This window comes from Pelagicoccus mobilis, assembly GCF_016595505.1.
Taxonomy (GTDB): Bacteria; Verrucomicrobiota; Verrucomicrobiia; order Opitutales; family Opitutaceae; genus Pelagicoccus; species Pelagicoccus mobilis.
This window is the reverse complement of the sequence record NZ_JAENIL010000045.1, coordinates 1-15,211: the sequence shown is the minus strand read 5'-3', so window position 1 is coordinate 15,211 and position 15,211 is coordinate 1. Positions and strand designations below refer to the sequence as shown.

General features: G+C 54.7%; 10 protein-coding genes. 9 read left to right on the top strand and 1 reads right to left on the bottom strand.

What is annotated here, in order from left to right; genetic code table 11:
• Positions 1-42 precede the first annotated feature (42 nt).
• Positions 43-1,200 carry a cellulase family glycosylhydrolase gene (locus JIN87_RS20680; RefSeq protein WP_200357527.1) on the bottom strand — a complete coding sequence of 386 codons (1,158 nt, stop codon included), beginning with the start codon at positions 1,198-1,200 and terminating at the stop codon, positions 43-45.
• Positions 1,201-1,397: 197 nt separating this feature from the next.
• Here JIN87_RS20680 and JIN87_RS20675 point away from each other — a divergent pair, with 197 nt between their 5' ends.
• From JIN87_RS20675 to JIN87_RS20635, 9 genes are all read left to right on the top strand, one after another.
• Positions 1,398-3,167 (top strand): glycoside hydrolase family protein, encoded by a 1,770-nt coding sequence (locus JIN87_RS20675; protein WP_200357526.1) that lies wholly within the window; start codon positions 1,398-1,400, stop codon positions 3,165-3,167.
• 73 nt (positions 3,168-3,240) lie between these two features.
• The gene (locus JIN87_RS20670) at positions 3,241-4,362 is read left to right on the top strand and encodes a family 43 glycosylhydrolase (RefSeq protein WP_200357525.1); all 1,122 of its coding nucleotides are present in this window, start codon (positions 3,241-3,243) and stop codon (positions 4,360-4,362) included.
• Positions 4,363-4,409: 47 nt separating this feature from the next.
• A complete protein-coding gene (locus JIN87_RS20665) occupies positions 4,410-5,477 on the top strand; it encodes a family 43 glycosylhydrolase (RefSeq protein WP_200357524.1) in 1,068 nt (355 codons plus the stop codon).
• 97 nt (positions 5,478-5,574) lie between these two features.
• Positions 5,575-6,963, top strand: coding sequence for a sulfatase family protein (locus JIN87_RS20660; protein ID WP_200357523.1), 1,389 nt, complete (start codon positions 5,575-5,577; stop codon positions 6,961-6,963).
• A gap of 44 nt (positions 6,964-7,007) precedes the next feature.
• Entirely contained in the window at positions 7,008-8,498 is a 1,491-nt protein-coding gene (locus JIN87_RS20655) for a family 43 glycosylhydrolase (RefSeq protein WP_200357522.1), read from the top strand.
• A 77-nt stretch (positions 8,499-8,575) separates the two neighbouring features.
• Positions 8,576-10,129, top strand: a complete 1,554-nt coding sequence (locus JIN87_RS20650; protein WP_200357521.1) for a hypothetical protein — start codon at positions 8,576-8,578, stop codon at positions 10,127-10,129.
• Between the two features lie 62 nt (positions 10,130-10,191).
• Positions 10,192-11,781, top strand: a complete 1,590-nt coding sequence (locus JIN87_RS20645) for an SLC5 family protein (protein ID WP_200357520.1) — start codon at positions 10,192-10,194, stop codon at positions 11,779-11,781.
• Between the two features lie 75 nt (positions 11,782-11,856).
• Positions 11,857-14,016, top strand: a complete 2,160-nt coding sequence (locus JIN87_RS20640; protein ID WP_200357519.1) for a hypothetical protein — start codon at positions 11,857-11,859, stop codon at positions 14,014-14,016.
• Between the two features lie 123 nt (positions 14,017-14,139).
• Positions 14,140-15,198: a LacI family DNA-binding transcriptional regulator gene (locus JIN87_RS20635; RefSeq protein ID WP_200357518.1), complete on the top strand. Its 1,059-nt coding sequence runs from the start codon at positions 14,140-14,142 to the stop codon at positions 15,196-15,198.
• Positions 15,199-15,211: the final 13 nt, after the last annotated feature.

Below are 15,211 nucleotides of genomic sequence, written 5' to 3'. Positions count from 1 at the left end.
TTTCATCATCTGTGAATATCAGTGTTATCTGTGGTCAACAATCTATTTCAACAACTCCTTAAACACCTCGATCTCTTCCGCCTTGTAAGGCGTTCCGTCCATTCGCAGAAGATCGTGGAACCACACCTCTGGTTCTGGAAAGGATTCTCCTGGTTTGACGACGTTTCCTTCCGCTAGCTCTTTCTCCACGTTTCGTCCCTGACGACTCTTCCAGTGGAAAGTCGTTTGCGTCTTACCAGAAACAAATCCCCAGTTGATCGCAGCGTATTTGTTCTCCTTGAAGTACGGCAACATAGACTGAGGAATACTGCCACCGTACCGATTCAACCACTCAGTCACAAAGATCGGACGCCCGTCTTCCAAGTAGGGAGCGATCACCTTTTTCGTTCCCTCAACATCGCGATAGGAATGGATCGAGTGCAGGTCCGAGTTTATTCGATTAATCGAGATGTTCTTCTTTCCCACCGATCCTGCTGTATTGGATACAACTGGCTGCGACGGATTTACCTCGCGAGCCCATAGCCAAGAATCATAGACAAGGTTCTTCGACTGATCTCCGAATGCACCTTTTACCGCCGTGGATTGCATATCACCATTCAGGCCCTGCCCACGACCTGGCTCGTTGTAGAGTTCCCACATGAGCACGCGCTCATCATCTCGAAAACGCTCCATTGTCCGCTGCACATAACCTTTCAACCAAGCAACCTCCGTATCCGTCGCTTTTCCCCACGAATAACGTTCGGCGAGTTCGCGTACCGGGGAGTTGAGCCAACCAGAATTATGATACGCCTTCACCGGCAGCGGTTGAGGACCCAGCTTGGCAGTCGGGCGATGGCAGTCATCGAAGAAAACGAAAAACGGCCGAATCCCACGCCTCTGGCAGATATCGAGAAATTCATCCATCCGAGCGTACAAGCCCTGCTCGTCATCAGCCCACACCAAATCGTGCAGATAGACACGCATCGTGTTCATTCCAATCTCCGCTGCCCAATCGAGCTCCAACTTGATCCGCTCAGGAGCCCAGCTCTCCGCCTGCCACATCTCGATCTGGTTGATCGCTGTAGCCGGATAATAATTACAGCCAACGAGCCAAGGTAACTCGTCGTACCAGGCATTGATCTTTTCCACAGACCAACGGCCTTCGATGGGAGTATCGTAATCTCGTGCAGAAGCGAAGCTCGCCAAGAAAAATACGCTCAAGCAAATCAGCACTCGAAGGTTCCCGGTCCTATTCAAGGGGTAGCAAATTAAGGGTTTCACGCACATCAGACTACTCATAACAGGTTCACTTTCTATTTTGAAACAACTTAACAGTTACGCATCAAACATAAGTCTCATAATTGCTACTTAGCATGGCGTGGCTATCGTTTCGATTCAATCTCCAAGAATCGCACCCCATGGTTCCCCGCATCCGCAATTTACTTACTGCCTTTGCCTTGCTCGCTTCAACAGCGGCTACCTGCACCGAAGTCGTCATCTACGATTGGCCCACTGAGCCAGGTGAAGCCGTTCTCTCAGATCGCTACACGGTCAGGGTGATTGCCAATGGCCAGACCTATCCAGTCGAGACATTGATGTCGACCGCATGGACCGAACCTGGAGGCGGCCCTGATATCTTCCGCGATCGTACCTTCTCCTGGGCTCCGTTCTCTAGCGACTTCGCCGAACCGATAACAATCGAGGTCGACAAGATCTACGGCGAAAGCGCTCCTGAAGTCGAAATCTTCCCCTCCGGATACAACATCGTTCCGACCCTTTCCGAAGACGGCAAAACCGTCCGCTTTCAGCTTCCCCAGTCCCGCTATGTATCCGTGAATTTCAAGACAGCCGACAACTTGAAGGCCGCCGATGGACTCATCACTCACGCTCTCATGGTGTTCGCCGACAATCTTGAAACAGAGATCCCCGACAAGAACGCTCCCGGCGTACACGTCTTCGGCCCCAACACAACTCAAGCGGATGTGGAAGCCGCAACTCTCACTTACTTCGAACCAGGTTTTCACAACTTCCTCGATCAATTCGAAGAAGGAAACCTGCAGCTAAAGCCGGACATGCAAATCTACATGGCGGGCGGATGTTTCATCACAGGTAAGATGATGGCTCACGGACGAGCGGACCGGGCGAAGATCTTCGGACGCGGCGCCATATCCGGTCGCGAGTACCCATGGGAACCGGGCCAGCCGATATCCGCCCTGATCGAAGCGGGCGGCGACGACATCGTCATCGACGGCATCTACGCCATGGACAACAACAAGCACGGCATCGTGCCAGGCTTCTCGCCCACTATCCGAAACGCAAAGGTATGGGGCTGGCACTACAATAGCGACGGCTTTCGCCCGTGGGGTGGAACAGTCGATCACTGTTTTACACGTCCCACTGACGATGCATTCTACGTCGCGGGTCGCAATCTCGTCGTTACCGACACCGTCATTTGGCAAAGCTTCAACGGAGCGGTTGTGACCTGTGGATGGGGCTCGGTGGAGAATCCCTACGATACGCAAGACTTCCTGATGAAGGATTGCCACATCATCTACCCAGAGTGGAATGGCATCGGTAACAACAACGGACTTATCGCCTCCCAGCTTCCCTACAACGCAACCAGTAAACGGATACGCTTCGAAAACGTCCGTATCGACGGAAACGTGTCCGCCATAACCAACCTCAAACGAAACGAGGACCAATCCAAGACCGACACTGCCGGTGGCATCTCCGAGATCGTATTCAAAGACGTAGTCATCACCGGCTCCCAGTACACCTACAACTACAATCGCAGCCAACAGAACCCATCCAAGAGCCTCATCCGAGGCGACGAGGGATTTCGGATCGAGAACGTCACCTTCGAAAACCTCATCGTAAACGGCACACCCGTCACCGAAGAGAACCGGGGCGACTTCTTCACTATCGATTCCAACACAACTTCAAATATCGCCTTCACGACCAATCTCCCCTCCTCGAGCGAACTCCCTCTCCCCACTTTTGATTCACCTCAAGGATCCTTTAATTTCCAAGGCAAACGCCACGAACACTACACGCTCCACCAATCAACCGACCTCGAAGCTTGGGACGAATTCTCCCAACCACTCATAGGCAACGACGAACCAATCGCCATCCCCTTCCAACACCTCAGCAACCAACAACCAAACTACTTCCTCCGTATCTCAAGGTAGCGGCCGCTGTCCCCAGCGGCCACACATGCAAACCGATCTATCTGACACACCCTAGTTCATCATTAATACTCTCATGAAAAAAACACTACCCCTAATCTTAACCACCCTACTCATGTCATGCAGCTCCAACAAGACCCCCAACGAACTAGCCCTCGAATCCCACGACACCGCAATCAACGTCCTAGACATCTGGATACGTGATCCTTACATCACATTCGGCCCCGACGGTGACTACTACCTCACCGGTACCACAGCCGATCGCAACGATCCTCGCTGGCCAGAAGATCGTTACAACTCCGGCCTCGATTATTCAAAGATAACCGGAACCACAACCCCCGCAATAGTCGGTACCCGAGTCCGTGTCTGGAAGTCCGAAAATCTACTCGATTGGGCAGAACAAGACATCGAATTCACCCTCCGCGACGGCTACTGGGCCGAAGCCGCCCCCGAAGTATTCTCCGCTGTCCCTGAAGACAAATGGCGACTCTGGGCACCCGAAGTCCACTATCTAAACGACCAGTGGATCGTGGTGCATACAAGCCCACTCCCCGTCCGAGCCGGAGCAAACCTCGCTATTCCAACCGGCCCCGATTTCCAAGGCCCCTTCGCCCACCCGATGAAGGAGAACATGAAAGGCCGACACGATCCCTCCCTTTTTCAAGACGATGACGGCACAATCTATCTTCTCTGGGGCAACACATGGATCGCCCCCCTCAAGCCCGACTTCACCGGTTTTGCCAAGGCCCCTATCCGCATCGATCCCTCTGACCGCAAGATCGGCCACGAAGGCGCGACCCTCCGCAAGATCGGCGACAAGTACGTCCACTTCGGCACCGCCTGGTCCACCGACCAGCTTCGCAAAGGTAGCTACAATCTCTACTACTGCACCGCCGACCACCCGATGGGTCCCTACGGTCAACGCCAGTTCGCCGGACGCTTCCTCGGCCATGGCACGCCCTTCCAGGACAAGCAAGGCCGTTGGTGGTGTACCGCTTTCTTCAATGCGAACGTACCGCCCGTATCAGACGAAAACATACAGACGCGCGATCTTGGCGAGAATGCCCAAACCATCAACGAGCAAGGCGTCACCCTCGTCCCACTCGAAGTCAAGATCCTAGAAAACGGCGAACCGTACATCCGAGCCAAAGACCCACGCTACGCCACCCCCGGCCCCGACGAAGCCCAAATCTGGTAGGGCGGTCTGGCTCAGACCGCCGCCTACAACCTGATAACACCACAACCATGAAAAAGCTACTCACCATCCTCTTTCTCATATCCACACTCACCACTGCACATTCCACACTGACCGCAGATCCCTCCGAGCGACCCCTCCTTCCCAAAAAAGAACTTCGCCAAGCGATCAACGCCCACGACCGAGCCGTCCACATCCACGATCACTGGATACGCGATCCTTACATCTACCTGAACGACGACGGCTACTACTACCTCACCGGCACCACACTCAAAACCGAGGAAGACGGCGTCATCGGCATTCCCGCCTGGCGTAGCAAGAATCTCATTACATGGGAGAAGCTCGATCGACTCTGGGCGATGACTGACTCAAGCTGGCTCCCCGAAAAACACGGCGGACGCCACAACGTTCCCGAGACTCTCGTTTGGGCGCCCGAATTCTACAAGTTCAACGACCGCTGGGTCATCACCCATACCACTAACGCTGGAGTCGCCAACATCATGGTCAACGACTCACCCGAGCTCAAAGGTCCCTGGACCGAGCTCATGGGCAAAAACTTCGGCAAACACCACGACCCCGCCTTCTACTTCGAAGATGGCAAACCCTGGCTCGTCTGGGGAGTGCTCGATCTCCAGGAGATGAGCCCCGACTTCTCAAGCTTCGCTGGAGAGAAAAAACGCTACGCTCCATCCGACCGCAAGATGGGTCACGAGGGCTCCTACATCATCAAAGTCGGAGAGAAGTACGTCTGGTTCGGCACTGCCTGGTCAACCGACACCATGCGACATGGCACCTACAACCTCTACTACGCCACCGCCGACTCACTTCACGGACCCTACGGTGAACGCCGCTTCGCCGGACGCTTCCTCGGACACGGTACACCTTTCCAAGACAAAAAAGGACGCTGGTGGTGCACCGCATTCTACAACGCGAACAAACCAACCGTTCCCGCCGAGCAAGCAGCGAGTATGGATCTTACGGATACCGCTTACACCATAAATCCATTTGGCACCACGATCGTCCCCCTCGAAATCGAAGAACGAAACGGCGACGTCTTCGTGAATGCGAAAGATCCCAACTACGCATCCCCCGGCCCGGAAGAAGTACAGCAATTTTAGTTACCTCAAATACCAAAAGGTGGGAAGCGGCCTTGTGCCGCGATCAAACAGCGATTCGCGACACAAGGTCGCTTCCCACTTTCAATTCCCCCACCCTATGAAGCACATCCTACTTTTCATTCTTCATACCTCATCCCTAATCCTTCTCTCCGCCGCCTCAAGCAACGGAAAACCGAACCTCCTCATTTTCCTCTCCGACGATCTCTCCGCCCGGGATCTCGGTTGCTACGGTGCCACAGACGTTCGTACCCCACACATGGATCGCCTCGCGGCCGAAGGCCTGGTCTTTGACCAAGCGTTCATCATATCCCCTGCCTGCGCTCCCAGTCGTACTGCGATGCTCACGGGACTCACGCCCGTTCACAACGGTTCCGAAGCCAATCACACCTACAAGCACGACCACATTCCCTCTCTTATTCCTGAGCTGAACAAACTCGGCTACCGAACCGCTGCATTCGGAAAAGTCGCCCACGGCAAGGATATTGGTGACCACCAATTTCATCATCACACCAAAAGCATCGCCCCCTCCGAGATTGAAGCCTGGCTGGATGAGCAACCAGCCGATACTCCGATCGCTCTTTTCGTCGGCACCAAAGATCCTCACGTCCCTTGGCCGAAGCCCGAAGACTACTCACCTGAAGAGGTAACGATCCCGCCCTTTCATATCGACACTCCGGATACAAGACTCTTCCGAGCGATGTACTATACCGATGTCACCCGTGCCGACAAGGACCTAGGAAACACCCTCTCCATCGTCGAAAAACGCTGGGGGAAAGATTTCTTCACTCTCTTCTCGTCCGACCACGGAGCCCAATGGCCCTTCGGCAAGTGGAATCTCTACGACGAAGGAATCCGGGTCCCACTCATCGTCCGCTGGCCAGGACAAACGCAAGCCTCCACTCGTAGCTCAGCTATGGTCAGCTGGATCGACCTCATCCCCACCCTCCTCGATGTCGCGGGCACAAAAGCGAACAACGAGCTAGATGGTCGTTCCTTCAAACACACGTTCACCAACCCTTTCGCCATACACCGCGACCAAATATTCACCACGCATGACAACGACGGTCGCGCCAACGTATACCCGATTCGCTCGGTCCGAACTCATCGCTGGAAATATATCCGCAACCTGCAGCCAGACTGGATCCATTCCACTCATTCCTCCCGCTATCGCAAAGACACAGCAGGAGCTTACCACTGGTCCTGGGAAGAAGCCGCCGCAAAGGATCCCAATGCGGCACTGATTCTCAATCGTCTCCGTCAGCGCCCTGGAGAGGAACTCTACGATCTCGAGAACGATCCCAACGAACTTAATAACCTCGCCGCCGATCCTCGCCACGCCGACACCCTCCTCTCGCTCCGCCAAGACCTCACCGACTGGATGCGCGAACAGGAAGACGACGGCCAAGTCACCCCCGAGCCCTGGCTCCCCGGCCAGCCGGACCTCCTAGCTCCGCACACCGACTGGTCCCCTTATTACAAAAGGTAGGGCGGACCCGCCGCGGCACCCCTAACACAACCCGCCCCCCCCACATGAAAATACCCCTAGCCCTTTTCATACTCCACACCTTCTACCTCATCCTCCTCCCAACCGTAGCTGGCGGCACCTACCAGAATCCGATACTCGCCGGTCACTATCACGATCCGACTGTCCTCCGCGTCGGAGAAGACTACTACCTATCGCATTGCGAACATGATCGTCGCGGACCGATCATTTGGCACAGCCGCGATCTCGTGAACTGGCGTCCGCTCGCACGCGTCGACTCCCTTGCCGGACTCGGTGAAATCTGGGCTACCGACCTCGTGTATCATGAGGGCAAATACTACCTCTACCTTCCCCTTCGTCTCAAAGACGTCGACGGGAAAGTCAGTTTCTCAAACTACGTCACCACCGCAGACCATCCGGCAGGCCCCTGGAGCGAACCGATCGATCTGAAAATTGGAGGCATCGACCCCGGTCACGTCGTCGGTCCAGACGGTCAACGTTACGTATTCGTCAACAAAGGACGCTACGCGCCGTTAACCGCTGACGGAACAGCCGTCACCGCAGACCTCGAAACCGCCTACCACAGCTGGGAAATTCCGAGTGATTGGACAATCGAATGCGAGTGCCTGGAAAGCCCTAAGTTTTTCTGGCGTGACGATTGGTGTTACCTCGTCTCGGCATTGGGTGGCACAGCGGGTCCCTCCACCAGTCATATGGTCGTGGTCGCGCGGGCTCGCGACCCTCGCGGGCCTTGGGAAAACGATCCCGCCTCCCCTCTTCTCCGCACAGAGCATCGCGACGAACCATTCTGGTCCCAAGGTCATGGCACAATCATCGAAGCCACCGGCGGCTCCTGGTGGATGCTCTACCACGGCATCGCTAAAGAGCGACGCTCCGGTGGCCGCAACACCCTCATGCTCCCCATCGACTGGACCGATGACGGCTGGCCGCAAATCAAAGATGACTACAGTCCAGGAGACGCCATCCCCGCTCCACCCGGCGAAAATGTGGGCCACGGTATGCCGCTTTCGGACGACTTTCAAAGCGAGAGTCTCGCCATCCAGTGGGATCTCATGGAAACCATGCCTGACTTCAAAACACGGATACGCTCCGGCAATGGCAAACTTAAGATACAGGCCAAAGGTGACTCCGCTCAAAACGCCACCCGAGTTTGTCAGCTTCCAACGCACGAGAGTTACGAGCTCACAGTCCAAGTCGAAGCGCCTTCTGGGACGATTGCAGGTATTGGCATGCAAAGTTCCCACGGATTTGTGGGCCTTCAACTCGACGACGGAGAAGTCATCCACCCTCGCCGCGGAATGCCAGAGGCTCCCGACACTTTCCCCGACGGCAAGGTCTGGCTCAAAGTACGCAACAACAACCACGACGTAGACTTCTTCTACAGTTCCGACGGCACCACTTGGAAGAAACACCCATGGGGAGCTGGACTCTCCACCGAATCCGTCCAACGCATCATTCTCTTCGCTGCCGGACAAGGCCAAGCCACCTTCCGCAACTACCAGTACAAAGGGTGGTAGGGCGTGACCGCCGGGCACGCCACTCACCTCTACAAACTTCACGGTCCGTCCGGCGGTCGGACCCTACCTTTGGAATTATGAAACTCTCAATCCTTCTACTCTTCACTCTACACGTCACACTCTACACTTCCTCTAAATCCACTCCCTACCCGCTCTACGCAATAGAGTTCGGAGTCGAGTTCCCTATCGACAAGCAACGAGCAAAGATACTCACAGATCACTTCGACGCCTATTTTGGCTCCATCGAAGTCTCCAAAGATATCGCCCAGCACACAAAAACGCTGGATCCAGACTTCGAATACGTCCGCTACGTTGGACGCTGGACCGTCGGTTCTGAGGCCAGAGAAACCATCGAAAACGGACAACGTGATCAAGTTCTACACTATCTCCTAGGGGAACTGGCAGAACCTATCGCCCCAGATACAACGACCTTCAAAGTCGCAAACCTATACGGCACACTCCCCGACAACAGTACGCTCAACGAAACCGATGTCTGGCTTCGCGTAGAAGACGAATGGATGCGGATCACCTCCGCTACAGGCAAGCAAGTCACAGTAGAACGCGCTTGGGACAACAGTACCGCAAGCGCTCACTCGAAGGGAGCAAGCATCCTCGCCCCCGTTGTTGGTTCGAAGACCAAGATTCGAAACGGCAAACTCGCACTGCGTCACGACACCGCCTCGCGACTTCGTTGGCAAGAGGTCCTAGAAGAAGCCCTGAAACACAATCGCGAAAACGATGCCGCCACTTGGATCGATATTCTAATGGGCAACTTCGCCAGCTACACGCTTGGAGGCGAAACAGTCCCCATGAACTCCGGGCGTCAATGGAACTTCCAAACCTGGAGTCCTTACTCAGAAGATGATCTCGCGGAAGAAACCGAGAAAGCCATCACCTGGATTCAAAACCGCTACCGCGACGTCACCGGTGAATGGCCCACAATCTGGGCAAACAATATGGAGTTTCCCCAGTCACCGGACTCACCGCGACTTCAAATGCTGCTCCCTTCCGAGCACCTTCCCCGTCCTCTCGACGGCTTCGCCATGGAAAACATGTATGCGCACTGGGGATACGGCGGAGGCTCCGGCAAAAACTTCATGTGGGTTCCCGAAGACGAATGGATCGAGCACCTGCAAAGCCTCATGCTCATGGGTGAACTCAAGGTCAACGCTCGCCCCCTCATGTTTGACGGTGGCATCGACAATCTGAAATTCGCCCGTCTCCCCCACAACGAACGCGAGCGTCTCATCAACTACGGCTACGCCTCCTACCTGATGGGCGTCAAGGTCGAGCCAGACGGCAGCATCTACACAAAACTCGGTAGCTGCCCCATCGCCATGATCGACGACAAACCGCAGCTGCACATCTACGACTGCTTCACCTGGGACATCGGTCATCCAATCGAAACGCGCCTCTCGAGTGACGCCCTCGGTTACCGCATTCCTAACAGCTCCGTTTTTATACGCCGCTTCGAAAACGGCATTGTTCTCGTCAATCCAAGTGCCGAGCAGTCCAACCCAATCCAACTTCCGGATACAGAAAAAACTCTCATCGATCCTACAATCAAAACTCCAGCATCGACCACCCTGTCTCTCGGACCCCGCACAGGAAAAATCCTCTTACTCCGATAGCACTCAATAACTTCGTGCTCCCTTTGTGTCCTTCGTGGGCAAAATCAATCAACGCCTAATCCATGTCACGCCAAGTCCTCGACCTCATCATCGTGGTCGGCTACCTCGTAGCCATCACTTCCTACGGCCTCTACGTCGGCCGCAAAGAATCAAAGTCCCAAGAAGGCTATTTTCTCGGAGGACGTAAGTTCAGTTGGTTCGCGATTGGAGCGTCCGTTTTCGCGACCAATATATCGATCACCCAATTCATGAGCGGCAATGGCCTTGCTCACCAGATCGGTTTCGGAGCGATCAACAACGACTTGATCGGTGCCCTCCTGCTCAGCATCTCCGCGGTCTTCTTCATCCCGCTCTACATTCGCAGTCGCCTCTACACCATGCCTGAGTTCATGGAGAAACGCTACTCCAGCGGTACCAAGTTTATCTTTGGTGGCACTTACCTGGCTCAGATGCTCCTCAACATGCCAACGGGCTTCTATATCGGTGGCTTGGCCGTGCTGGGGCTCTTCGGACTCGATGCGGAACACCTTCCAATGGCCACCATCCTAATTGGCCTCACCGTCGGCACGTATTCAGTTCTTGGAGGCCTAACCTCAGTTGTTAAAACTGACGTTATCCAGGTTTGCCTACTCGTCGGCGGAGGTCTCGCCATCACCGCCATTGGTCTCAACAAAGTCGGCGGCATGGGAGCGCTCATGCAGGAGTTTCCCGAGAAGTTCGAACTCATCCAGCCACGCGGCTCGGCCATGCCCTACACCGCATTTTTGGGGATCGCAATCCACTCAGCATTCTTTGCGTTCTGTAGTATCCACATCATCCAGCGCGCACTGGGAGCGAAAGATGTACGAAACGCTAAAGGTGGCATGCTCTTCAGTGCTTACCTGAAATTGCTCTCAATCCCCCTCTTTGCTCTCCCCGGCATCATCGCTTACAAGCTCTACGGCGCTGACGCCACTGGCGATGCCACTTACGCAATGCTTATCTCCGATCTGCTATGGCCCGGAATCTCAGGTCTGGTGCTCGCTGGCTTGCTCGCCGCTCTCATGTCCTCGGCCGACTCCAATGTAACCGCAATCTCCAGTGTGGTCGCTCTCGATATCTGGCCCGCCGTTTTCCACAAGAATCTCAATGAGAAACAAGCTCTCAAAGTCGGGAAATGGACCGCTGCCTGTCTCATGCTGTGGGGAATGCTAGCCGCACCGTACTTCGCGAATCTCGGATCAATCTACGTATTTGTGCTTCGCCTAACTGGCTTCGTATTCATGCCAATCGGAGTTTGCTTCATCTTCGGCCGATTTTCCAAACGCGTAAACCACCAAGGAGCCTTCGCTACCCTCGCCATGGGGGTCGTCCTAGGGATCGTTTACGTATTGGGATCAGGAATACCTGCCCTCAATCCCTACATGCCTGAGTGGCTGATGGCATGGCACTTCTATGAGATCCTACCGATCTTCTTCCTCATCTGCACAGGAATTATGTTCACAGTGAGCTACCTCACGCCTCCCCCACCTCCTGAGAAACTCGAGATCCTCCAGCAGACCAAGGCCAGCCTCGACGAGATAGACGAGCGCACGCTCCCTCTCTACAAGCGCTTCGCCTTCTGGTGGTGGCTCTTCATCGCCATCCTCGGAACGATCTATATTATTTTCTAAACCTAACGTGGGAGCGTGCTCGTCACGCGATCTCCCAATTTTCGCGTGACAAGCACGCTCCCACATGACCTCCCAATGCGCCCCCTATTCACCCTCCTTTTCATCACTCTACACTTCGCACTCCACACTCTACACGCTTCGCTCGTAACCTACCCATGGCCAGAAACAGCACCAAAATCTGAATACTACTCAGCGAAGTTCCTCCACGACGGTCAGACGACGACCGCTTTCGTTCATGGGACAAAGCCGAACCTGAACCGTATTCCAGACGCGGTTTCCTCCGAATTCGACGACAACGATGGCGTAACCGGCCTCTTCGAGGATCGGAGCTTTTCCTTCGTTCAGTTCTCATTCACGGGTACGATCGATATCGAAGTCACAAAAGACTTCGGCACCGAAGCCTCCCGCGTCGAAATCTCACCGAAAAGCTATGGCATCAATCCCTACTACTTCGACGGTCGAACCGTCCGTTTCCGCCTGACAAACCTCGACGACCGAATCGAGTATTTAAGCATCAACTACTTCTCTGACGACAACCGTGACGACGGAGGCAACGGAACCAAGCACGTGAAACACGGAATGGTTCTCTTCGCCGACAAACCGGAAAGCGACATTCCGGATCCCGATGCGTCTGGCACCGTAATCTATTCGGATGAGGTTAGCAACCAAGAGCTCGCAGCCGCCGATATCATCTATTTTCCACCCGGCGACTACGATCTCGCCAAACGCTATCCGCTCTACGATCCGGTCGAAGGCCAAAAGGTCGACCTCAACCACAACGGAGCTCAGCTTCGCTACAGCAAAAACGGTCAAGCCATCTATGCCGCCGGCGGTGCTTACATCCGCGGCGGCGTCTGGGCTCAAGGCAAAGATAACCTCAAGCTCTACGGACGCGGCATCTTCACAGGCGACGATCTCTGGTGGCACGCCATTCGCCGCGAGGGCGACCTACGCAAGGAAGCCTACATGAATTTCCTCGGATCTGAGGACTCCACCTTCGAGGGCATCGTCATCGTAAACCCAACCCATCACACGATCCCTTCTTCTAGACGCACCAACATCCGGAATCTCAAAATCATCGGATTCGCTTCTAACATGGATGGCGTGCGCCCCTCCGAGGACTCTTTCGCGGAGGAACTCTTCATACGGACTAGCGATGACTATGACTACGCCCGCGGACGTCACACCATGAGGAACTGCGTCTTCTGGATGCCCCGTAATGGGGCAATCGGCCAACTGGGCTGGAATAATCTCGGCACCGGCCACACCCACTACGACCGTTTCTACATCATCCACTCCGAGGCCCACGGTGACGCCAACAAGCGAAACGTGGGCGTGATCGGATCCGTACTCCAGCAAGGCGTCAATCTCACCGACAACCTGATCGAGAACATCTACGGCGAGGATGGATTCGGCGTGCTCGTGCACATGACCATCAAACACGAGGCCAATGATGAGTGGGATCGAAACAATCCCGGCGAAATCAAAGACTTCACCTTCCGCAACATTCTTCTCGAGTCAGACTTTCGTCTCAATAATGGCGAACGCTTCCGCAACCCTATCAAAGGTTTCGAGCACGACGGGGTTAAGGCCATGATCCGCAACATACGCTTTGTTAACATCGTAGCAGGCGACACCATCATTACGCAGGAAAACCACGCCGAGTTCTTCGACATTGATCCAAATACAACCGAAAACATCACCTTCACAACGGAGGGAACGTTTCACACCATCACTCCTTCACATAGCAGCGGAGGCTCGCTCAGTCCCGCAACTCCAACTCTAGTGACTCCAGAGGGGATGGACCGTTATATCAGCGTCGTTCCAGATGATGGATACAGGATCAAAGAGGTGAGTATAAACGGTATCCCTCAAGGTCGTATCCAGACCATCCACTTTCCCAAAATAGCGGCGGATCACACCGTTACAGTCGAGTTCGAACCAGCTAGCAACGATTTCTACGAGATCAATCCCGACTCCCACCCGGTAGCCGAAACCTATCTTTGGCACTCCTCCGAGTCAGGACGCTCCAGCCAGCTTCAGCTAAATGCTTCTCCTCGCTACGAATACGAGGTGCTCGTCAGTCAAGACCTGGAAAACTGGTCGCACGCCAAAATCAGGGCAAACGAGGAAGCGTTGGACAATCCGCTCAAACCGAGCTTTAGTAGAAGCCTGAAAATCGACATCGTCGAAACGCCCCCCTTCTTCATCAAAACCAACCGCCAGGAAAAGTAAGAATACTAAACCCCACCGGCACAACCCGAGGTTGGAGTTCCCACTTTAGTGGGTTCTCCCCCACCCGTTCAAATTGACGATTCCCGCTAAAGCGGGTACTCCAACACCTCCGCAAGTCACAGTATGGCAACCCCCACTCTCAAGGATGTAGCGAAAGCCGCAGAGGTCCATGTATCGACCGTTTCGCGCGCATTGAAGAGAGACCCAGCCCTCCCGGCCGACACGATTACGCGGATTAACTCCATCGCTAAGCAGCTTGGCTATCGTCGCAATCCACTCACCACCGCGCTGATGGAAGCTCGGAGACGCGGGAGTCCAGCTCGCTTCCAGGCCTCCATTGGTTTGCTCGCATTCAGCAACAAGCATACCCAGAACTCGGAGCGCTCTTGGCTCGCTCGCGTTTACAAAGGAGCAAGTGAAGCGGCAAAAGAAAGCGGCTTCGCCATCGAAATCTACAACTTGATACAGGACGGCACCAACCGCCCGGAGCAGCTTGAACGCGTTCTGGACTCACGTGGAGTCCAGGGTTTGATTCTGCCTCCCGAGCACGAAGCTCCTCTTCCCTTCGAACTTCCATGGGATAAATACTCGTACCTTTCGCTACACACCGGGCGAGCGACTAATACGCCTCGCTTCAATCAAATCGCGTCCAACCATCACAGTTCGACCACACTCGCTTGTTCTCAGTCATATAAGCGTGGATACAAGAAAGTTGGCCTCGTTCTTCGCGACCACCCTTCCAACCAAGTCGACTACGGGCGCCTGGTACTCGGTGCATTTTATGCCCGTAGCTCCCTCGAACCGGAGGAGAATCAGATTCCTCCTTTGAAGATTACAGAGCTCGAGGTGGATACGATCGCCAAGTGGGTTAAAAAACACGGTCCAGATGTAATCATCTTCGCCGGAGGCGGGTTTAGCCTCACCTTCGATCAAAAAGAGCTCATAAAAAGGCTCGCAACTAAAGGCGTTTCCATAGGTAGCGAAATCGGCATGGTAGTCCTCTGCCAACTACCAGGCGAAGGGATTGCCGGGATCGACGAACGCCCCGAGGAAATTGGCAAACACGCTCTCCAGCTTCTAGGAGACCAAGTATGCCGTAACGAACGAGGCATCCCTTCCGACCCGCTCACTCACTTCGTAGACGGCATCTGGGTTGAAGGCGACACGTTGCCGAAAAGGTAGCGTCGTAGCGCGG